At 68.4% G+C, this 20,829-nt stretch carries 21 protein-coding genes and 1 tRNA gene; 11 read left to right on the top strand and 11 right to left on the bottom strand.

Annotation, left to right across the window (positions count from 1 at the left end; genetic code table 11):
- Window positions 1-5: 5 nt before the first annotated feature.
- Together IF04_RS0116460 and IF04_RS0116455 are read right to left on the bottom strand one after the other, a co-directional pair.
- On the bottom strand, window positions 6-650 hold the full coding sequence (locus tag IF04_RS0116460; protein ID WP_030257211.1) for a (2Fe-2S)-binding protein: 645 nt from the start codon (window positions 648-650) through the stop codon (window positions 6-8).
- Window positions 651-823: 173 nt separating this feature from the next.
- Window positions 824-1,729, bottom strand: coding sequence for a helix-turn-helix transcriptional regulator (locus IF04_RS0116455; protein WP_030257208.1), 906 nt, complete (start codon window positions 1,727-1,729; stop codon window positions 824-826).
- Between the two features lie 262 nt (window positions 1,730-1,991).
- Between IF04_RS0116455 and IF04_RS0116450 the strand changes: the two genes are divergently transcribed.
- From IF04_RS0116450 to IF04_RS0116435, 4 genes are all read left to right on the top strand, one after another.
- Complete coding sequence (locus tag IF04_RS0116450; protein ID WP_030257206.1) at window positions 1,992-3,008, top strand: zinc-dependent alcohol dehydrogenase family protein; 1,017 nt, start codon at window positions 1,992-1,994, stop codon at window positions 3,006-3,008.
- A 59-nt stretch (window positions 3,009-3,067) separates the two neighbouring features.
- Complete coding sequence (locus IF04_RS0116445) at window positions 3,068-4,330, top strand: MFS transporter (protein ID WP_030257205.1); 1,263 nt, start codon at window positions 3,068-3,070, stop codon at window positions 4,328-4,330.
- Between the two features lie 41 nt (window positions 4,331-4,371).
- Window positions 4,372-5,139, top strand: a complete 768-nt coding sequence (locus IF04_RS0116440; protein WP_030257203.1) for a glucose 1-dehydrogenase — start codon at window positions 4,372-4,374, stop codon at window positions 5,137-5,139.
- Window positions 5,140-5,349: 210 nt separating this feature from the next.
- Entirely contained in the window at window positions 5,350-6,063 is a 714-nt protein-coding gene (locus IF04_RS0116435; RefSeq protein WP_030257200.1) for an SDR family NAD(P)-dependent oxidoreductase, read from the top strand.
- 389 nt (window positions 6,064-6,452) lie between these two features.
- On the opposite strand, the gene IF04_RS0116430 is transcribed toward IF04_RS0116435, so the two are convergent.
- The gene (locus IF04_RS0116430; protein ID WP_030257197.1) at window positions 6,453-6,674 is read right to left on the bottom strand and encodes a hypothetical protein; all 222 of its coding nucleotides are present in this window, start codon (window positions 6,672-6,674) and stop codon (window positions 6,453-6,455) included.
- Window positions 6,675-6,797: 123 nt separating this feature from the next.
- Between IF04_RS0116430 and IF04_RS0116425 the strand changes: the two genes are divergently transcribed.
- From IF04_RS0116425 to IF04_RS0116415, 3 genes are all read left to right on the top strand, one after another.
- Window positions 6,798-7,526 carry a 3-keto-5-aminohexanoate cleavage protein gene (locus IF04_RS0116425; protein ID WP_030257194.1) on the top strand — a complete coding sequence of 243 codons (729 nt, stop codon included), beginning with the start codon at window positions 6,798-6,800 and terminating at the stop codon, window positions 7,524-7,526.
- 168 nt (window positions 7,527-7,694) lie between these two features.
- A tRNA-Met gene (locus tag IF04_RS0116420) sits at window positions 7,695-7,768 on the top strand.
- 152 nt (window positions 7,769-7,920) lie between these two features.
- A complete protein-coding gene (locus tag IF04_RS0116415) occupies window positions 7,921-8,574 on the top strand; it encodes a TOPRIM nucleotidyl transferase/hydrolase domain-containing protein (protein ID WP_030257191.1) in 654 nt (217 codons plus the stop codon).
- 139 nt (window positions 8,575-8,713) lie between these two features.
- Here the strand turns inward: IF04_RS0116415 and IF04_RS40400 are convergent, their stop codons facing one another.
- Window positions 8,714-9,388, bottom strand: coding sequence for a GbsR/MarR family transcriptional regulator (locus IF04_RS40400; protein WP_030257188.1), 675 nt, complete (start codon window positions 9,386-9,388; stop codon window positions 8,714-8,716).
- 183 nt (window positions 9,389-9,571) lie between these two features.
- Between IF04_RS40400 and IF04_RS0116405 the strand changes: the two genes are divergently transcribed.
- Window positions 9,572-10,780, top strand: a complete 1,209-nt coding sequence (locus tag IF04_RS0116405; protein WP_030257185.1) for a cytochrome P450 — start codon at window positions 9,572-9,574, stop codon at window positions 10,778-10,780.
- Between the two features lie 186 nt (window positions 10,781-10,966).
- On the opposite strand, the gene IF04_RS0116400 is transcribed toward IF04_RS0116405, so the two are convergent.
- Window positions 10,967-11,776, bottom strand: coding sequence for an ANTAR domain-containing protein (locus IF04_RS0116400; RefSeq protein WP_051831296.1), 810 nt, complete (start codon window positions 11,774-11,776; stop codon window positions 10,967-10,969).
- A 126-nt stretch (window positions 11,777-11,902) separates the two neighbouring features.
- Between IF04_RS0116400 and IF04_RS0116395 the strand changes: the two genes are divergently transcribed.
- Window positions 11,903-12,259, top strand: a complete 357-nt coding sequence (locus IF04_RS0116395) for a helix-turn-helix transcriptional regulator (RefSeq protein ID WP_030257180.1) — start codon at window positions 11,903-11,905, stop codon at window positions 12,257-12,259.
- 237 nt (window positions 12,260-12,496) lie between these two features.
- Here the strand turns inward: IF04_RS0116395 and IF04_RS0116390 are convergent, their stop codons facing one another.
- Complete coding sequence (locus IF04_RS0116390) at window positions 12,497-12,949, bottom strand: winged helix-turn-helix transcriptional regulator (protein ID WP_030257176.1); 453 nt, start codon at window positions 12,947-12,949, stop codon at window positions 12,497-12,499.
- A 103-nt stretch (window positions 12,950-13,052) separates the two neighbouring features.
- Between IF04_RS0116390 and IF04_RS0116385 the strand changes: the two genes are divergently transcribed.
- On the top strand, window positions 13,053-14,288 hold the full coding sequence (locus IF04_RS0116385; protein WP_211259821.1) for an MFS transporter: 1,236 nt from the start codon (window positions 13,053-13,055) through the stop codon (window positions 14,286-14,288).
- 12 nt (window positions 14,289-14,300) lie between these two features.
- Here the strand turns inward: IF04_RS0116385 and IF04_RS0116380 are convergent, their stop codons facing one another.
- The 4 genes from IF04_RS0116380 to IF04_RS0116365 form a co-directional block, all read right to left on the bottom strand.
- Entirely contained in the window at window positions 14,301-15,179 is an 879-nt protein-coding gene (locus IF04_RS0116380; protein ID WP_030257173.1) for a GNAT family N-acetyltransferase, read from the bottom strand.
- Window positions 15,180-15,262: 83 nt separating this feature from the next.
- Complete coding sequence (locus IF04_RS0116375) at window positions 15,263-15,997, bottom strand: class I SAM-dependent methyltransferase (RefSeq protein WP_030257171.1); 735 nt, start codon at window positions 15,995-15,997, stop codon at window positions 15,263-15,265.
- Between the two features lie 114 nt (window positions 15,998-16,111).
- Entirely contained in the window at window positions 16,112-17,152 is a 1,041-nt protein-coding gene (locus IF04_RS0116370; RefSeq protein WP_030257169.1) for a vWA domain-containing protein, read from the bottom strand.
- Between the two features lie 94 nt (window positions 17,153-17,246).
- Window positions 17,247-18,176, bottom strand: coding sequence for an aminoglycoside phosphotransferase family protein (locus IF04_RS0116365; protein WP_030257167.1), 930 nt, complete (start codon window positions 18,174-18,176; stop codon window positions 17,247-17,249).
- 219 nt (window positions 18,177-18,395) lie between these two features.
- Between IF04_RS0116365 and IF04_RS0116360 the strand changes: the two genes are divergently transcribed.
- Window positions 18,396-19,016 carry a dihydrofolate reductase family protein gene (locus IF04_RS0116360; RefSeq protein ID WP_030257164.1) on the top strand — a complete coding sequence of 207 codons (621 nt, stop codon included), beginning with the start codon at window positions 18,396-18,398 and terminating at the stop codon, window positions 19,014-19,016.
- Between the two features lie 90 nt (window positions 19,017-19,106).
- Here IF04_RS0116360 and IF04_RS0116355 read toward each other — a convergent pair whose 3' ends face one another.
- Entirely contained in the window at window positions 19,107-20,672 is a 1,566-nt protein-coding gene (locus IF04_RS0116355) for an amidase family protein (protein WP_030257161.1), read from the bottom strand.
- Between the last annotated feature and the right edge of the window lie 157 nt (window positions 20,673-20,829).

Genomic DNA, 20,829 nt, shown 5'->3' with positions numbered 1-20,829 from the left:
GACCCTCACTTCCGGCCCGCGGTCTGTTCGACCGCGCGCACGATCTTGACGTAGCAGCCGCAGCGGCAGATGTTGCCGCTCATCGACTCCCGGATCTCCTCCGGCGAGCCGGTGTGGCCCTCCTTGATGCACCCGACGCCGGACATGATCTGGCCGGGGGTGCAGTAGCCGCACTGGAAGGCGTCCTGCTCGATGAACGCCTGCTGCAGCGGGTGCAGTTCGTCGCCGTCGGCCAGTCCCTCGATGGTGGTGACCTCGGCGCCCTCCAGCCGGACGGTGAGTGTCAGGCAGGAGTTGACCCGTTGGCCGTCGACCAACACGGTGCACGCACCACAGGCGCCGGCGTTGCAGCCCTTCTTGGAGCCGGTGAGGCCGAAGTGCTCGCGCAGCAGGTCGAGGAGCGAGGTGCGGTTGTCGACCGTGACGGTGCGCCGGGTGCCGTTGACCGTCAGGGCGACGCGGCTTGTGGGCGCGGGCTCGGCGGCTGCCTGCGCATCGCCGAGGGCCGACCCGGCGGTGACACCGCCCGCGATCACGGCACCACCGACGGCGGCGGTGGTGGCAACGAACGTACGCCGGGTCGGCGCCGAGGACGGCTCGGTGGGAGGGGAGTGTTCTGACTCGGTGAGATCGGTTCGCCGCGAGACCAAGGGCTCGCGGACTTCCTTCTGAACGTCCACGCCGCGATCGTATGGCCACGGTCGACGCCGTGGGATGCCCTGTCAGTACACCTCTCGCCGGGAACTCCCTGGCCGCCCGAGCCGGCGCCGCAGTACAGGCCGGACAACTTCGCCTGCCAAGTACCCGACCGAATACGCGAGTGTCAGTTGCTCGACACGGAATCCGTCGACGGCGACGGTGACGGTTCCGATTCCTGCGTGGCGGCCCAGGAGGCGAGGAGGCGCAAGCCTTCTTCGGAGGGGGAGCCGGGTTCGGCGGTGTAGATGGTGAGGGTGAGGCCGGGTTCGGCGGCCATCTCCAGGCCCTCGTAGGCGACGGTGAGTTCGCCCACGGCCGAGTGGTGGAAACGCTTGATTCCGGTGCCGTGCAGGCGGACATTGTGGGCACCCCAGCGGGTACGGAATTCCTCACTGCGAGTGCACAGCTCGCCGATGAGGTCGTGCAGGTCCTTGTCGTGCGGGTTGCGGCCGGCTTCGGTGCGCAGGATGGCGACGGCGATGTCGGCGGCGGAGTCCCAGTCGGGGTAGAAGCGCCGGGAGACCGGGTCGAGGAAGTTGAAGCGGGCGAAGTTCGGCGGTTGGCAGCTGCTGTTGTAGAGGTCGCTGTGAAAGGCGCGGGCGAGCCGATTGGTGGCGAGCAGGTCCATGCGGCCGTTGCGGACGAAGGCCGGTGCTTCGGTGATCGCGTCCAGGGTCCACTGCAGGCTGGGGTGCGGTGTCCACTGTCCCTTGGTGCGGCGGCGCCGGGGCCTGGTGAGGGCGTCGGAGCCGTCGGCGGCTTGGGCCAGATGGAGGAGGTGGGCGCGTTCGGCGTCGTCGAGGTGGAGGGCTCGGGCGACGGCCTCGAGGACGGCGGGGGAGACGCCGGCGAGGTTGCCGCGTTCGAGTTTGGCGTAGTACTCGACACTGACGTCGGCCAGCGCGGCGACCTCGCTCCGGCGCAGCCCTGGGACGCGGCGTCGGGGCCCGGCGGGCAGGCCGGCCTGCCCGGGGGTGATCTTTGCTCGCCGCGAGGTCAGAAACTCGCGGACTTCTTCGCGGTTGTCCACACCTCGACGGTACGACGAGCACGCCGCCGTAGGGGTGTACTGCTGGTACACCCTTCGATGGTGACTCGCTGCGCACGCGAAAGGGCGGTTCCCTGGTTGGCGTGGCACTTCCCGGCCCCGCAGCGACGACGTACGGGAAAGGGAGGCCCGGCCCTGGGCACGAGGCCAGCAGCATGGCCCCGCCCCGGGGACACACGCACCAGAACTCGGCGCCTGTCGGTACCGCCGTGTACCGGACGCCTCAGCACGTAAGGAACCCCTCATGCGCGGAGCAGTGATCCACGCCCCCGGCGATGTGCGTTTCGAGACCCTCGACGACCCGAAGATCCTCAAGCCGACCGACGCGATCATCCGCACGGCCGTCACCTGCGTGTGCGGCTCTGACCTGTGGCCCTACCGGGGCCTGGAGCCGATCGGTGACCCGCACCCGATGGGCCACGAGTACGTCGGCGTCGTGGAGGAGGTCGGCAGCGAGGTCACCCACGTCAAGCCCGGCCAGTTCGTCGTCGGCTCCTTCGCCACCTCGGACAACACCTGCGCGAACTGCCGCAACGGCTGGCAGTCCAGCTGCCTGCACCGCGAGTTCATGAGCACCTGCCAGGCCGACTACGTGCGCATTCCCAACGCCCACGGCACCCTGGTCGCCACCGACGGGCACCCGGCCGATGAGTTCCTGCCCGGCCTGCTCGCCGTGTCCGATGTGATGGGTACTGGCTGGTACGCCGCGCTGTCCGCCGAGGTCAAGCCCGGCTCCACCGCCGTGGTCGTCGGTGACGGCGCGGTGGGCCTGTGCGGTGTGATCGCGGCCAAGGAACTGGGCGCGGAGCGAATCATTGCTATGAGCCGCCACGAGTCTCGGCAGAAGCTCGCCCTGGAGTTCGGCGCCACCGACATCGTCACCGAGCGTGGCGAGGACGGTGTGGAGCGCGTCAAGGACCTCACTGGTGGTATCGGTGCCGACGCGGTGCTGGAGTGCGTCGGGACCGCTGAGGCCATGCAGCAGGCTCTGCAGTCGGCGCGTCCCGGTGGCAACGTCGGCTTCGTCGGCGTGCCCCACGAGGTGGCCGTCGACGGTCAGGAGCTGTTCTTCTCCCACGTCGGGCTGCGTGGCGGCCCCGCTCCCGTACGCCGCTACCTGCCCGACCTGATCGACCGGGTGCTGTCCGGCCGGATCGACCCGGGCAAGGTCTTCGACCTCACCCTGCCGCTGGAACAGGTCGCCGAGGGCTACAAGGCGATGGACGAGCGCCGCGCGATCAAGGCGCTGCTCAAGCCCTGAACTCATCCCCCTTTTCGCATCCTGTCACCTCGCACTCTGTTCAAGGAGTAACCGCACGCATGTCTTCCGTATCCGGAAGCACTCCCGCACCCGGCAAGTTGCCCTTCGTCGTCTGGGTGCTCGCCGCCGGCACGTTCCTGATGGGTACCACCGAGTTCGTCATCGCAGGGCTGCTGCCGGAAATGGCCGGTGACCTCGGCGTCAGCGTCTCGCACGCCGGTCTGCTGATCACCGCCTTCGCCGTCGGGATGATCGTCGGCGGGCCGGTCATGGCCATGGCCACTCTGCGCATGCCCCAGCGCCAGACCCTGGTCTGGGCCCTGGCCGTCTTCGCCCTTGGCCATGTCGTCGCTGCCCTCAGCGACTCCTTCACGGTCGTTCTCCTCGCCCGTGTGGTGACCGCGCTGGCCACCGGAGCGTTCTGGGCCGTTGGATTCGTGATCGTCACCGCGGCCGCGGGGCCCGGCAACTCGACGCGAGCCGTCGGTGTGATGATGGGCGGCTTGACCCTGGCCAACGTCGTCGGCGTGCCGATCGGCTCCTTCGCCGGTCAGTTCGTCGGCTGGCGTGGCCCGTTCTGGGCGCTGGCCGTGCTCTCCACCCTCGCCGCCGCATTCGTCGGCCGTTTCATCCCCACGACGGAGCAGCGTGTCCGGGTGTCGGTTCGGGCCGAGGTCCATGCGCTGCGGCAGGGCCGGCTGTGGCTGGCGCTGACCGCCGCGGTACTGATCATGGGCGGGGTCCTGGCGACGTACACGTACATCACCCCGCTGCTGACCGACCGGGCCGGCATCCCGGCCGCTGCCGTACCGCTGGTCCTGATCGCCTTCGGCGTCGGCGCGCTCGGCGGCACCGCGATCGGTGGCCGACTGGGCGACCGCCGCCCGATGGCCACGACCATCACCGCCGCCGCGGCCACCGCCGTGATGCTGTTCCTGCTGATCCCGCTGTCGACCAGCCCGGTGGCGGCCATCGCCCTGGTCTTTCTGATGTCCCTGGCCGGCTTCACCGTCAACCCGGTCGTCACCTCCCTCGCCGTACGCTTCGCCGGCGACGCCCCCACCCTCACCTCGGCGCTGACGACCTCCGCGTACAACACCGGCATCGCCGCCGGCTCCGCCATCGCCGGCGCGGCCATGGGTACGTCCCTCGGCCTGACCGGGCCCGCGCTGGTCGGCGCCGTCTCCGCCGCCCTCACCTTGCTGCCGCTCGTTGCCCTCGCCGTACTCGGCACGTCCCACACCGCACGGGTTGTCATCCGGCGCACCACGGCTGCCCGTGCGCGGGACGACGAAGCCGTATCGGCACCGTCGCGGCACTGAATCCCGTACCGCTCGCACCGCTCTTGTTGGGAGAAGACCGGATGAACCCCACGTACGACTTCACCGGCCAGGTCGCCTTCGTCACCGGAGCCAGCTCCGGTATGGGCCTGGCCACCGCCCGTGCCTTCGCCGAAGCGGGCGCCGCCGTGGCCCTCACCGACATCAACGAGGACGCCCTGAACGCGGCCGTGAAGCAGCTCACCGACGAAGGCCACCAGGCCCTCGCCCTCGTCTGTGATGTCACCGATGAGGAGCAGGTCGCCGCGGCAGTCGACCGTACGGTGGAAACCTTCGGCCGCCTGGACATGGCCTACAACAATGCCGGCATCCAGATCCCGCCGGCCGATGCCGCCGACGAGGAGGCGTCTGTTTTCGACAAGGTCAACGCCGTTAACCTGCGGGGTATTTGGGCCAGCATGAAGCACGAGCTGCGCCACATGCGGGCCCAGGGGAGCGGCGCCATCGTCAACTGCTCGTCCCTCGGCGGCCTGGTCGGCATCCCAGGCCGCGCTTCCTACCACGCCTCCAAGCACGGCGTGATCGGCCTGACCGGCAGCGCCGCCCTTGAATACGCCCCGCGTGGCATCCGTATCAACGCGGTCTGCCCCGGCACCATTGACACCCCCATGGTCAGCGACATGATCACCAAGGGGGAGCTCGACCGTGCCGAGGCCGAGGCCAATCAGCCCATCAACCGTCTCGGTACCGCCGAGGAAATCGCCCAGGCTGTGCTGTGGCTGTGCAGCCCCGGTGCGAGCTTCGTCATCGGCGTGGCCCTCCCCGTCGACGGCGGTTACGTCGCCCAGTAGGGGCCGGCACCGGTTCGCGCCCGGCTTCACCCTCGCCTACGGGACACTCGCCCCGGACACCGAGGCTCGAACACCGAGGCTCGAACACGGTCGAGAAGGTCGCCGCTGAACGCACGACCTCGATAATTGGCGGATACTGCCGTCCAGTTCACCGCGCCAGGCACCGCACCCAGCACCCCACAGGCGCCCCACAGACGAAAGGTGACTGACATGGCACTGATTCTGGTGACCGGAGCATCCAGCGGCCTCGGGCACAACACGGCGAAGGCGTTGGCCCACGACGGGCACGACGTGGTCATCCACGTCCGCAACCCGGCCCGTCTCACCGAAGCGGATGACACTGCCCGATGGAAAGGCGTCCTCATCGGAGATCTCGCCAAGCTGGACGAGATCCATGGTGTTGCCCGGCAGGCATCCGAGTTCGGCCGCTTCGACGCCGTCATCCACAACGCCGGCGCCATGCACTCTCCTGAAGCGGTCACCGTTAATACTCTCGCGCCCTACATGCTGACGGCCCTGCTGGATATACCGGACAGGCTCATCTACCTCAGCAGCTCCATGCACCGAACCGGCTCCACCGATCTGCGAAGGCTGACCGCCGGCACCGCCTCCTACGACGACACCAAACTGTGGGTCACCGCCCTCGCGCTTGCGCTCGCCTCCCGGTGGGAAGGAACCTCGAGCCATGCGGTCGACCCCGGGTGGGTCCCCACCCGTATGGGCGGTGCCGGCGCACCGGATGACCTGACTGCCGGGCACCAGACACAAGCGTGGCTCGCCACCCACCACGACGTGACCCCGAGCACCGGTGGCTACTGGTACCACCAACAGGTGCAGACGCCGCATCCCGCATCGCAAGACGAAGAGTTCCAGGCCCACCTCATTCAAGCCCTGGAGAGCCGGACAGGCGTCCCGCTCGGCTGACACTGACAGCGCTCCGCCGCGTGCGCGCCAAGAGCCCCGAACAGTCCCTTCGTCCCTGGTGCCCTTCGTCCCCGGTGGCAGGCCGGGGACGAACCGTGTGTGTCCGCGAGCCCGCCCGGACGGGTTCAGCTCACGGGTTCAGCTCACGGGTTTGTGGTCCCGGGACACGTCAGCCGCAGCTCATCTTGTGCGTCCTGGAACGGGAAGGTCTCGCTCTCCTCAAAGTCCGGGGCCTGGAAGGGGTTCGTCGTCGGAGGCAGCGATGCCGGAGTGGCACGGCGGGGCGCCCCTTCCGGGGCGGAGAACAGCGAGGTCAGGTCGATGAGAGGTCTCCCATTCGTGACAAGGACATGGCGGAGCCCAGCACGCCGTGACCGGGCATAACGGTCTTATAGCTTGCTCATCTTGGCGTACGGACTCATGATCCGCTCTTGCGCCGAGGTGAAATCCACGAGCACCGCGATCCCGTCCTCGATGGCGATCACGCGGCCGAGGCCGTACACGTCGTGGGTGACCCGGTCGCCCACGACAAACTGCTTGAGAGGCAGCGTATCCGGGGCCTTGAAGGGGCTGGTAGGCAAATGGCGCTTCAGTGCAGCTGGCTTTGTCATTGCTACCAGTATGCTCCTGATCCGCCGACTGAACAGCCTCAGGGCTTGTTACTCCTCGTCCGGGTGCGTCAGGGGCCCGGGCCCTGACCGGCGATGTCGGTGGTGGCTGGCATAGTCGCGGCCATGTTGCAGGTATGTCTGAACGGGGCGCGCAAGCGCGAGGAGTGCCGGTCTCTGCCCGTGTCGCCGAGCGAGCTGGCCGCGGAAGCCGTACGGGCTGTGGCCGCGGGGGCTGAGGACATCCATCTGCATCCTAAGGATGCCGAAGGCCTTGATTCGCTGGAGCCGCAGGTGGTCGCGCAAGCGGTCACCGCGGTGCGTCGTGCCGTCCCGCGCGGCGTGCGGATCGGGGTCACGACCGGGGCGTGGGCTGTCCCGGACCCGGCAGAGCGTGCGGCGCTGGCGCGGGCTTGGTCCGTGCTGCCCGATCACGCGTCGGTGAACTGGCACGAGGACGGCGCCGAGCAGGTGGCCGAGGCGCTCTTGGAGCGGGGAGTTGGGGTGGAAGCAGGCATTTATTCGGGGACGGAGGCGGCACGCCGGTTCCGCGCCTCGCCGTTCACTGGGCGGGTGCTGCGAGTGCTCGCTGAGGTCACGGACACCAAAGCGGCTACGGCCGACAGTACTGCCCTCGCTCTTGTGGAAGAGCTGGGTCCGGTCCGGTCTGCTCCGGTGCTGTTGCATGGAGAAGACGGTGGCGCATGGCCGGTGCTGCGGGTGGCTGCCCGGCTGGGGCTGGATACGAGGGTCGGGCTGGAGGATGTTCTGGTACTTCCCGATGGGTCCGTCGCAGCTGACAATGGCGCGCTGGTGAGGGCTGCGCGGAGACTTCTGGTGGTCGAGGAGGAGTAGAAGTACAGCGCCATTGAGCGGTGCTGTGGCGGTGCTATGGCGGTGCTGTGAAGGGGAGCGCTCGCCTCGGTAGCGGCGGATGAGGGTGGGCCGGCGGCATCGTGGGCGGCCCCGTAGTCGCCACATGCGTCGATGCGGCGAAACATGGCGTACAGTGAGGTTCACCGACGCGGGGTGGAGCAGCTCGGTAGCTCGCTGGGCTCATAACCCAGAGGTCGCAGGTTCAAATCCTGTCCCCGCTACTCGAAAGAGGCCCCCGACCACAGGTCGGGGGCTTTCTTGCCCCCACGTACCCCTACGCGGGTAGTTCACGGTGAACGGTCATCGCCTGCGGAAAACGTGCGTGCGTACGGGATCTCGGCCGTGCCAGGATGGCGGCGGGAAGCGAGGTCTCGTGGACGAGTTGAGGCGATTCCGTCTGGCGGTGGTCGCGTGGGCGGCCGGCGGAGCGGGCGCGGGTGCGGCGGCCGAGGCGGCGCGGGAGCTGGCCGGCGATGTGCGGATGGTCGTGCTCGTCGAGGGGAGCAGCGATCAGGTCGCGCTCGAAGCGCTGGCCATGCGCTATGGCCGCGATCTTGGTGCGGAGGGCGTCGCGGTAGTACCGCTGGGAGGTGCGACGAGCATCGGGCGCTTCCTGGACGTGTGCGGTCCTCCGGGGCTCGGACTCCCGCTGGCCGGTCTCTGTGACATCGGCGAGGAGCGGCATTTCCGGCGTCATCTGGAACGGGTTGGGCTCGGGTCCGGTCTCACGCACGCCGGACTGGTGACACTCGGCTTCCATGTGTGCGTCGCCGACCTGGAGGACGAGCTGATCCGCGCTCTCGGGGCCGAGGGTGTGCAGCAAGTCATCGACGCCCAGGGCGAGATGCGCCCCTTCCGTATTTTCCAGGGACAGCCGGCACAGCGCGAACGGCCCGTGGAACACCAACTGCGGCGCTTCATGGGCACGCACAGCGGTCGCAAGGCGCTGTACGCGCAGGCACTGGTCGCGCACCTGGACTTGGAGCGCGTTCCGCGGCCGCTGGAGGGCCTTCTCACGCACGTGTGAGACGGTCGACGGCGGGGTGGTCGCGGGGTGGGCGGGGAGCCGGGACAGAACCTTGAGCACGGCGGCCGGCCACGTGGCGTGGGTTGGTGACGGTCAGTGAGAAGGGCCAGCCCGCTTCCACGCGGTCGGGCTGGGTTCCTCACGACAGGAGGCCGCGCCAGCGGTCGGCCGACTCCCTCATGTCCAGGACGACCCGCTCCAGGAACGTGCCTCCCTTGGCCAGCCGCTGCCCCACGGGGCTTTCGGGCCCCAACCTCTCCGCCGCCGCCATCGCGGCCTGCGCCGACTCGAGCGTCTGCTGTGAGCTGATCACAATGGAGTTGTACCAGGCGTCGTCATCGACCACGTAGATGTCGCGACGCCGCTGCGGATCGCGCTCGCGCCGGACATACCCGTGCTCGACCAGGAAGTTGACGGCCACGGAGACGGAGGCCGGGCTGACGTTGAGCCTGCGGGTCAGCTCGGCCGCGGTGCGCCTGCCGTCCTCGGACAGCAACAGGTCGACGTGCACGCGCGCCGTCATCCTCGGCAGCCCCGACCTGACCGCCAGCTCGATGATCTCCTCTTCCGTCGTGCCGCTCGGCGCACTGGCCTCGCGTGCGGGTGCCGGTATGCCGCGCCGTGCTCGCTGGACCGTCGCTTGGTGCGCCCGCTGGGGCCGGTAGTCGCCGGGGCCGCCGTTGCGTGCGACCTCCCGGCTGATCGTCGAGGTCGTCCGGTCGAGCCGCCTGGCGATCTCGGCATAGGAGAGCCCGTCGGCGAGTCCGGCCGCGATGCGCTGGCGGTCCTGCTGGGTCAATCGTCCTCCTGGCATGCCGTCAGTATTGCCTTCGCCGTCATTCATTGCAATGAAGCGTTGCATTCGAGCTCAGTGTCATTGCATCAATTTAGCGCCGTTCACCTGCACTTACTCATTTCAATCGATTGACGCAATTCTGAATGCAACGTAGCTTTCGAACTACGCCAAACACGTCCTATCGCGAGATGAGGAATGGCCATGGGGGAATCCCTGCACACCGTCACGACGCTCCCGACGATGCGTCAGCCCGGCTGCCCTTTCGACCCGCCGGCAGAGCTGATCGACGCCCGCCGACACAGCCCCATCAGCCGCTACACCTTCCCCGGCGGAAAGTCCGGCTGGCTGATCACCGGATACGACCTGGTCAGGTCGGTCCTGGCTGACTCGCGGTTCAGCTCGCGCAAGGAGCTCATGCGGTACCACCCGACCATCGACTACGGCGACATCGAGGTCCCTCCGGCGTCGCCCGGCGAGTTCGTCCTCATGGACGACCCGGAGCACAGGCGCTATCGCAAGCCGCTGATGGGCAAGTTCACCGTACGGCGGATGCGACTGCTCACCGAGCGCGTCGAGCGGATCACCGCCGACTGCCTGGACGCCATGGAGAAGGCCGGGCCGCCGGCGGACCTGGTGACCGCGTTCGCCAAGCCCATCCCCGCCATCATCATCTGCGAGCTGCTGGGGGTGCCGTACGAGGACCGGGGCTCCTTCCAGGAGCACGTCGAGTCGTTCATGAACGGGGAGACGAGCGACGAGGAGCTGATAGCGGCCTACACCGCGACCCAGAACTACCTCGAGGAGCTGGTGGCCGCCAAGCGCGCGAACCCCACCGACGATGTGCTCAGCGATCTCACCGACAGCGATCTGAACGATGAGGAGCTGAAGGGGATCGCCCTGATTCTGCTGGCGGCCGGGCTCGACACCACCGCCAACATGCTCGCACTGGGCACCTTCGCGCTGCTGCAGAATCCGGCACAACTGGCCGCGCTGCGTGCCGATCCCGCGCTCGCCGACCGGGCCGTGGAGGAGCTGCTGCGGTATCTGAGCGTTGCCAAGACGTTCATGAGGACGGCGCTGGAGGACGTTGAGTTGGGCGGCCGGACCATCGAGGCCGGCTCGCCCGTCATCCTGTCGTACAGCACCGCCAACCGCGACCCCGAGCGTTTCGCCGACCCGCACGTGCTCGACCTCCAGCGGCAGGACGGCGGGCACCTGGCCTTCGGCCACGGCATCCACCAGTGCCTGGGCCAGCAGCTGGCCCGCATCGAGATGCGGGTCGCATTCACCGCCCTGGTCAACCGCTTCCCCACGCTGCGCCTGGCCGTACCGGCCGAAGAGGTCAGCCTGCGCCCGGAGACCGCGGACATCTACGGGGTGAAGAGCCTGCCGGTCACTTGGGGCGAGTGACTGCGAGGAGAGCGCTTGGATGGCCGTGCTCGGCCGCACCGAAGGTCGGCCCCTTCCCGAACACCAGTCATCCGCCCCAAGGCCGGGTCCACCTCACTCATCGTCGCCTCCGGAGAGGCAACAGGTACCAGCGGAAGCCGGAACCGAATTGAGGACAGCTGCTTGAGGACAGCTGCTTGAGGACAGCTAGGAATCGGGCTGGTTGGTGAGCGGTTCCGGCGCGGTGTTCTGCAGGTCCGGTGGTCCGGGCTGCGGGGGCGGGGCTGTCGCTGCCGGCTTGGTCTTGGCGACGGCGGCCGTGAGCTGTTCTTGCACGACCGGGGGCAACGTAGTGCCCTGAACGGAGTTCACCAGTTCTCCGGCCAGGCGGTGCAGCTTGGTGTTGGTGTTCTGTGAGGTCGTGACGAGCACATCCCAGGCCGCCTCGGGGCTCAGCTTGAAGGAGGCCATGAGCATGCCGCGGGCCAGGTCGATGGTCGGCCGGGTCTGCATGGCCCGCCGCAATTGGGCGACCTGGACATGCAGGTCCTGGTCGGTGTCCTCGGGCGGGCCAGGGTCGTGGGGGGCGGCAGAGGATGTCATGTACTTGTCGTCCGGGTTCGGGGGCGTGAACGGGTTCTTGGTGCAGGTCAGATCGAGCAGCCGCTCGACCGCGGGGCTGCTGCGGCAGAGGGTGACGGTCTTGCCCTGTTCCAGGGCTCGATGGCGCAGGCTGAGCAGGAGGTTGAGGCCGGAACAGTCGCAGAATTCGACCTCATGCAGGTCCAGATCGACGCCGCTGACTGAGTAGCTGAGGGCTTGGTGCAGGTAGGACCGGAGCCACTGGGCGGCGTCCAGGTCGAGCTCTCCCCGGAGCGCTGCGGTCACCCGATCGCCGTCCGGCAGGACGTCGATCGATGCCAGGAACGGCGGGACGGCCGCCGGCGGACGGCAGCCCTGCCCGGGCCCGGAACCCTGTCCGGTCGGGGACTGCTCAGAGTAGGCAGGCTCCGGCATGGCCTCTCCCTCGTCTGTGCCTACGACCGCTCTCAGACTGCCGCCCCCGACGATACACGTCAACTAATACCTGAAACAGAGTACGTGTTTTTGAAAGCACGCATGGCCGGTCGCTAAAGTGGAGAGATGGATGGAGTGCCCGAGCCCTACACCGGATGGACGTTCATCACCAACCACGCGCGAGTGCTGGCAGCCATCGCCGACAACCACAGCGCCCGCATCCGTGACATCGCGGCGTACTGCCGCCTTACCGAACGCGCCGTCCAGAAGATCATCGCCGACCTGGAGCAGGACGGTTACCTCTCCCACACCCGGGAGGGGCGCACCAACCTGTACCGCATCGACCCCAGCAAGGTCCTGCGCCACCCGGCCGAATCCGGCCTGACGGTGGCCTCCCTGCTCTCCCTGCTCGTCCAGGACGAAGTCGGCCGCACCACGCCCGCGTCCGCCGACAACAGCAGTCGGTCCCACGCCAGCGCTTGACCGCCGCAAATTCGTTCTTGCGGACCTCCCTCTGGAAGAGGCGCTCCCCTTCTGCGGGCGGTGGGCAGGTGCCGCGCGACAGCTCTCGATTACGGCGCGGACGCCCCGCGGATACCCCGCCGAGCGGATGCTTACTTACCTAGCCTGTCGGCCTGTCGGCCTGTCGGCCTGTCGGCCTGTCGGCCTGTCGGCGCGGCGGCCGAGTGCCGGCGCCGGGTCTCCGCCTCGGATCACTGTTCACTGGTCGGAGACCTTGTGGACAGCGGTGTCGTCCGGATTCAGCCGTCGCCCGTCCGCGGACAGCACCTCCAGTGCGCGGAGGGAATGTCCCTGTCGGCGGTCGACCAACTCTGAGTGTGGTTCGTCGGCGTCGAAGAAGTGCTGTTCGCCCCACTGTCGCAGTGCCACGATGACGGGGAAGAGCGCCTTGCCCTTCGGAGTCAGTACGTACTCGCGGTAGGCGCTGCCGTCCGAGGCGGGGACGGATTCGAGTACGCCGCCGGCGACCAGGGTGCGCAGTCGCGCGGTGAGGATGTTCTTCGCCACGCCGAGGCTGCGCTGGAACTCCCCGAAGCGGCGGCTTCCGTCGAAGGCGTCTCGCACGATCAGCAGGGACCACCAGTCGCCGATCGCGTCCACCGACCGGGCGACGGGACATTCGCTGTCGTCGAAGCGTGTTCTGGCCACCATGGCGTCCCTCCCTCTCACGACGGTTGCAACATGCTACCAACCAAGGCTACCGTCGCCGACATCATTGGTAGTAAGTTGAAACCAGATGTGCGGAGGGGTGCCGATGCCCGGCAATTGTGAGGCCGTGACACGACAGACCGAGGTCGGAAGCGGGGAAGGCGCCGCGTTCGTCCTGTCCCGTGGCGTCGTCATACTGTTCGCCGTCGCCTGCGGGGCCGCAGTGGCCAACGTCTACTTCTCCCAGCCGCTCCTGGTGACCATGGGCCACGACCTCGCCATGAGCCCGGCACTTGTCGGCAGCGTGGTCACGCTCACGCATGTGGGATACGGGCTGGGACTCTTTTTCCTCGTACCGCTGGGTGACGTGACCGACCGCAGACGGCTCATCGTTGCTCAACTGCTTCTTCTGGTAGTGGCGTTGGGAGTGGTGGCCACCGCCCACACCGCAGCGATCCTGCTCGCGGGCATGGCCGCGACGGGGCTCCTCGCGGTCGTCACGCAGACGCTGGTGGCCTTCGCGGCATCACTGGCCCCTCCCGCCGGGCGCGGACGGGTAGTTGGCCTGGTCACCAGCGGCGTGGTCATCGGAATCCTGCTCGCCCGCACCGCGTCCGGCCTCATGGCCGACCTCGCGGGCTGGCGCTCCGTCTACCTCGCCTCGGCGTCGCTCACCGCGCTGCTCGCCCTGATCCTGTACCGAGTACTGCCGCGCCACAGTGCCGCTCCGCCGACAACCCTGCGCTACGGACAGCTCCTGCGTTCCACGATCACCCTGTTCGCACGGGAACAACTGCTGCGGCGCCGGGCCCTGTTCGGCCTGCTGATCTTCGCTGCCTTCAGCACCCTGTGGAGCAGCGTCGCGCTGCCGCTCAGCGAGGCCCCGTACTTCCTGCCGCACAGCGCGATCGGGGCGCTGGGTCTGATCGGTGTCGCCGGCGCCCTGGCCGCGACTGTGGCGGGCCGCCTGAACGACCGCGGACTCTCCCGGCGGACCACCGGCATCGCCCTGGTACTGCTCGCCGCCTCGTGGCTGCCCTTGGCCTTCACCCGCAGCTCGCTCTGGGCCCTGGTCGTCGGGGTGATCCTGCTCGACGTCGCCGTGCAGGCGGTCCATGTCACCAACCAGACCCTGATCTACGCGCTGCATCCGGACGCGGGCAGCCGGCTGATCGGCGGATACATGGTCTTCTACTCGATCGGCAGCGCCACCGGCGCCATCGCCGCGACCTCCCTCTACACGGTGGCCGGCTGGGGCGCCGTATGCGCACTGGGTGCCGCGTTCAGCTGCCTCGGGCTCGTACTGTGGGCGTTCACTCGGGACGGCACTCCGGGCGACTGACTTCTCGCGTCCCTATCTGGCTTCCGACGCGGTGTACGCGAAGTCGTACACGGCGAAGTCGGTGAGCGGGACGTATCCGATGCGCTGGTAGAGGGCGTTGCTGGTGGGATTGGCCGCGTTCGTGTACAGCACGACCTCCTTGGCGCCTGCGGCGAGCGCGGCGCGGCTGACCTCGACCGTCACGGCGCCCGCGTAGCCGCGGCCGCGCAGGTGGGCCGGGGTGTAGACGGGGTCCACCCGGACCTGGCCGCCGACCATCGGGTTCACGCCCGCCATGGAGACGGGCGTGCCGTCCGGGGTTTCCCAGTACGTGTAGCGCTTCTCGGCGAAGCGGGTGCCGGCCCAGGAAGCGGCGTCAATGGAAACGTCCTCCCCGACGTCCGCTGCGAACTCACGGCACCAGCACATGAGGTGCTCATGCTCCCGCTCGCCCACGAGTCGGCCCCGGCCCGCCGGGAACGGCTCCGGCGGGGTGAGTGTGCCGAGACGGTACAGGTGCAGCCGCACGCGGAGCGTCGGCGTTGCGCCCGTGTGCCGCTGCCATGCCTCGGCGAAAGCAGTGGCGGTGCTGTGGTCCGCGGTGACGTAAGGAAGGGAGTGCCCGAGTGCAACCAACTGGGCGGCGAGCGTATCGGCCTGCTCGGGAGTGAGAGAGGTGACGCTCAGGCCGCGGGACGGGAGGCGGTAGAAGGTGGCATGGACCTCGCCCGCTCGCTCCAGTCTGCCGAAGACGGGGGCTTGGGTGCCGTGTGCGGCCGCCCCGAGCGTGCGAAGTTTCTCGGTCACCGACAGTGGCGTGGTGTGCAGGGCGGGGCGTGAGCGCAGGAACTCCCCGGCTCGGTCCAGGAAGTCGTCGATGTCTTCGGTGAGGTGCCAGCCATCCGGACGCATGCTTCATGATCCCTCATGCGCTCGATTCTGGGGAGTCCGAACTCCTTGACCGCCCTGGCGAAGGTTCATCTTCACCACGACGCTCAGCCCGCCTCCGGGCGCCGCGCGAGAAAGACGAACTCCCGGCCCGGGCGGTCAGGAGCTTCACGCACATCGTCGACCACATACCCCTGCACGAACAGGTCGGTCTCGACCTCCTCCTGCTCCCGGAAACGCAACGTCGAATCAGAGGTCAGCACTTGCCCGTCCGCAGCGAACACGTAGGTCCAACGAAACGTCACCAGCGGCCAACTGACGTCGGTCACCTCGACCCAGCTCTCGACCGCGCCCACGCCCGGGATCTCCGTCACGTGGCAGGAATCCTCCCGGTTCCACTGCTCCCAGGCACGCCTGGCCGGATCCCGGGTCTCGAACATCAGGCGCCCGCCTGGCCGCAGCGATTCGTACGCCTTCCCCAGAGTCTCCTGCCAGACCTTCGGGTCCACGATGGCCTGAGCTACGTTCGCCGTCATGGTCGCCAGATCGACCTGCAGCGGTGGGAGGGCGGACACGTCACCACAGATCCACCGCACCCGTTCACTGCCCGGCTTCCCCTGGGCTACTTCGATCGACGCCTCGGCGGGGTCGATCCCGACAACCTCGATCCCGCGATCAGCCAGGAGAAGGGCGAACACTCCTGTCCCGCATCCGATGTCCAGCACCCGACGCGCTTCGGTCTGTTCCGCCATGTGGACGTACGCGTCAAGATCGCTGCGGTCAGGGTCGAGCGGGTCATAGATCGCGGCGAGCCGTGGATGCCCGAAGCACTCGTCAGCCATGCAGTCGAAGGTACGCGGCAACAGCTCCGCGGCTCTACGCGATTCGGCTCTTCGTAGGCAGCGTGCTGAACTCGAAGGGAGCCCCGCCGGGCGGGCCGGCGGGGCTGTGAGGTGTCAGATCATCAGCAGGAGTCGTGTGTGCGGAACCAGCTTTCGGTTCACGCTGGTGCTCTGGACGAAGATGGTGAAGTCGTCGTTGTGGTCCGGCTTGACGCGGACCTCCGTGTCCGGCAGGCCGAGCAGGGATCGGGCCTGCGGCCCCGTGTACACGCGGTCCGTCTTCTTCTCCAGCACCGCGATCTGCTTCCGTGCCTGGATCTTCTCCGACTTACTCAGCTGGTAGAACGCACAACCGGTGCGGTAAGTGTGCCCGCATTCGATGACCCATTCCCGTATCGCCGCGTCGCGAGCCACCGGTATCAGCTGGTACTCCGACGGCTTCACCGGGGTGAGGCCGGCTGCCTTGATGGTGTCCTTGTTGACCACCTCCGCACCCGTGGAGAACACCGCCCGCGATCCCCGGATGCCCTGGGCCCGGCCCACCATGAAGTTCTCGGTGGCCTGCTGGATGACCAGCCCGGCCTCCTCCAGACCCTGCGTGCTCGTGGCGTCCCAGATGGCGATGTTGTCCTTCGGGAAGCCGCACTGCATGGCCTCGCGCTTGCCCATCTGGTCCGGCACGAGGACGGCCAGCGTCCAGTTGTCCTCCTGCGTCTCGCTCATCGTGGCCACGGCCTGCACCAGCTCCCGCGGGTTCCTGGCGGGGGCGTCCGGGCAGCGGTGACTTGCGTTCTCCTGGCCGTCGGTCAGTACGAACGTCAGGAAGCTGTGGTCGCCGTACAGTTGAGCCGTCTGCGCCAGCTCCCGCTGTGACTTCAGCGTGGCCGCCAGCAGAGCCGTCATGCCACCGACCCGGTACAGCTGCTTCAGGGACGGCATCCGCAGCACGTCCTTGTCGTAGATGACGCACTCCACCTTGTCGGCGAAGACGTACACCGTGACACGGGTCTCCTGGTCCAGCTCCTTCGACCGGCGGGCCAAGTAGGCAATCTGCTGGTCGGCGACCTCAACGACCTTGCGGCTCAGGTGTGACATGGACGAACTGGCATCCAGGACAAGAGCAACGTGGTTGATGTAGTTCTGGGTTCCGGACAAGACTGCTCCCCCTCTTTCACTCGGTGCTCTTACCTTCTCACCCACCACTGACAATCGATCTTGGAAGCAGCCCGGCGAAGCCCCCGCTGAAGAGCTAGCCCCTGCACGAGATCGGAGAGGCGCTGCACAGGCGCCGCAGTGCTGTGTGCGCCGGCGGGCCCCAAGTGGGCTTCCCCCCGGGGCGACCCTGGATGCCTGCTTCTCCGATGAGGATGCAGGTGAGAGCTTTCAGCACCGCGCAGCCGCGGGCCCGGCGCAGGGTTGCGGGGTCTACGGTCTGCCGATACGCGGCGTGGAAGCGGTCGATGGCGCCGTCCGGAAGCAGCAGCCACGGAGCGGCGAGGTCGTAGGCCGGATCGCCCGCGCAGAGGTCGCCAAAGTCGATCACACCGCAGAAGGTGCCACCCTCCGTGAGGATATTGGCCGGATGCAGATCGGCGTGCAGCCACATTGGCGGCCCGGCCCAGCGCGGCGCCGCGACGGCATCCTCCCAAATCGCGCGGATGGTGTCCGGGGCATGGATCAGGCCCAGTTCGGTGGCCGAGGCGAGCTGTTCGGCGAACCCCTCGGCGTGATCGGCCAACGGCCCTCCGCGGTTCCGGCCGGTCGGCGCCCCGGCGGGCGCCGGTCGGTGCAGGGCGGTCAGGAAGGCGGCCAAGGTGTCGGCTGCCTCCACCGAGCGCGTGGCGGGGGCATGGTCGGAGGCCGTGCCCGGAACCCACGTCGTGACGATCCAGGGCCGCGGGAACCGCTCCGAGGGCTCGCCGAGGCGCTGTGGCACGGGGACGGGGAGGGGAAGGCGCGGGGCGAGCTCGGGCAGCCAGGCATGCTCCTTGTAGAGCAGTGCGTCCGCAGACTGCGTTGCCCAAGGCAACCGGACCGCGAGATCATCGCCGAGCCGCCACAGCTGGTTGTCCCAGCCACGCGCACCGAGCCGCAAGGGCCGGTCGGCCAGGTCGGGATGCTGGTCGCGCAGCAGATCCCGGACCAGTTCCGCGGTGATCTCGATCTCGGTGTGCGTCATGCGGAGCCACGGTAGCCGAGCGGCGGCTCGCTCGCGCCTGACTCTTCGCGCTCCATGGAGCTGCGGGACAGCCTGGTCACCTGGGGCAGTCGCAGGCGACGTGTTCGGGAGGGTGCGGAATGAATCGGCCGGACGCGCTCTGTTGCGATCGATGAGATCGGCGCTGCGGTGCGGTCGAATCGAGCGACGGCACAACCCAGCGAGAAGGGAACCGCGACCATGAAACTGACGACCATCACGCACGTCTCCGTCGACGGCGTGATGCAGGGCCTCGGCGGGCCGGATGAGGACCGCAGGGGCGGATTCGAGCGCGGCGGATGGGCTCTGCCGCTTTTCGGCGAGGACAACGAGACCACGACGTTTCTGAACCAGGTCTTCCAGCGCGCCGACGCGTTCCTGTTCGGCCGGCGGACCTACGAGATCTTTGCCGGCTACTGGGGAGTGATGGCAGATTCGAGTAATCCCATCGCAGCGGCGTTGAACACGCGGCCCAAGTACGTGGCATCGACCACGCTCACCGATCCGCAATGGGCGGACACAACGGTCCTCTCCGGTGACGTCGTGGCGGCCATCGGCGAGCTGAAGGCCGAGCAGGCGGGTGAGCTGCAGGTGCACGGCAGTGGCAACCTGGTTCGCCGGCTGTTCGACAACCAGCTTGTCGACGAGATCACCCTGCTCACTTATCCCGTGGTCATCGGCCAGGGCACGCGGCTGTTCCCCGACACCGGCCCGGACACAGCACTCGAACTGGTCGACTCGCGGTCCACTCCGAAGGGGGTGACGATCCAGGTCTACCGGCCCACCGGCCGCCCGCAGTACGCAACGGCAACGCCCGACTGACGTGTAGTTAGTCCGGTGACCTGGTCCGGTGACCCGGTCCGGTGACCCCGCGAGGTGACCCGGGCCGGGTGCCGGCGGCGGATGGCTCATTCACCGACTGGCGTCGGTGCCCGCCGACGGCAGGTAGTGCGGTGCCCGCCATGCGGTGAGCCGGTTTTCCACCGCCGCTCCGAGCGTGAGCAATTCGGTGTCCTGGTGGGCACCGGCCATCAGCAGTACGCCGACGGGCAGTTCGCCCACGAAGCCGGCGGGGACCGACAAGGAGGGGTAGCCGGCGACGGCTGCCGGGGTGGAGGACGGGATCACGTCGTTGTCGCCGCGCGCGCAGTCGGTCGTCCAGGCGGGTGGATTCGTCGGCGAGGCGATGGCGTCGAGCCGGTGGGTGGCCATGGTCTCGTTGATGGAGCGCCGGGAGAGGTCCGTCAGCTCGGCGCGCATGGCGCGGTATTTGGGGTCGGTGGTCGGCGGTGCGGCGAGGGCCTGTTCGAACAGTTCCTGTCCGGCGAAACACGTCCGTTCCGCGGGGTGGGTGCGGTTGAATTCGATGAGTCCGGCGAGATCCCGCGGCCCGTGGCGGGTGGCGAGGTAGGCGTCGATGTCCCTGTGGAACTCGCTCAGCAGCGCCGGGAATTCGAGTTCGGCGAGTCGTTTCTGGTACGGCGGCGTTACCTCGACGACCTCGGCGCCCGCTGCGCGCAACCTCTTTGCCGTACGGGTCATCAGGGCGTCCACCTTCGGCCCGAGCGAGGGCAGCCGCCACAGGCCGATGCGCTTGCCCCGCAGGCCGTCGGGGCGGGGCAGTGCGTCGGTGAGGCCGGTGGCACCGCCGTGATGTGCGATGCCGCCATTGCTGATCACCGATAGGGTGAGCGCGGTATCGACCACGTTGCGTGCCATGGGGCCCGCGGTGTCCTGCTCGGCGGAGATCGGCACCACGCCGTCCTGGCTGACCAGGCTGAGGGTGGGCTTGTGGCCGACCACCCCGTTCATGCCGGCCGGGCACACGATGGAGCCGTCCGTCTCAGTACCGATCGCCACCTGGGCCAGCGACGCGGCGAGCGCGGCGGCCGAGCCGGAGGAGGAGCCGCACGGATTCCGGTCCAGTACGTACGGGTTGTTGGTCTGCCCGCTCACCGCGGACCAGCCCGAAGTCGGCTTTGCCGCGCGGAAGTTGGCCCACTCGGAGAGGTTGGTCTTGCCGAGGATCACTGCCCCGGCCTTGCGCAGCCGCGTCACCAGGGCGGCGTCGGTGCCGGGCGGTTTTCCGGCCAGCGCCAGCGATCCGGCCGTCGTGGCCAGCCCGCGGGTGTTCACATTGTCCTTGATCAGTACGGGGATGCCGTCGAGGGGGCCGCGGACGGCACCGCGCCGGTGTCGGGCATCACTGGCGGCGGCCTGGCGCAGAGCCGTCGGGTCGGTGCGCAGCACCGCGTTGATCTTGGGGTCGATGGTTTTGATCCGGTGCAGATAGGCGGTGGTGAGCGCCGACGAGGTCAGTAACCCGTCCCCCATACGCGCCTGCAGCTCCGGGATCGTCACCGTATCGAGGTCGACGCCGAGCCGCGGGGCCGCCGCCGACGGATGTGGTGCGGCGGCAGCGAGCAGGGCCGACGCAAGCAGCGTGGCGGCCAGCGCGGTGATGCTCCTGTTCCTCACGTTTCTCATGACGGGTAGCGGACTACAGGTCGGACCCCACCGCAAGACCGCCACGAAGCGGCTCACGAGGTGATACGGACTTCGAGGCCGTCCGGCTCGACCCCGCCCTGTGGCGCGGCACACTCTGCCGTGTCGTCGGCACGCAGAGGTTCACGAC

It is taken from the genome of Streptomyces violens, assembly GCF_000717745.1.
GTDB classification, from domain to species: Bacteria; Actinomycetota; Actinomycetes; order Streptomycetales; family Streptomycetaceae; genus Streptomyces; species Streptomyces violens.
This window is presented reverse-complemented; position numbering and strand designations above follow the sequence as displayed.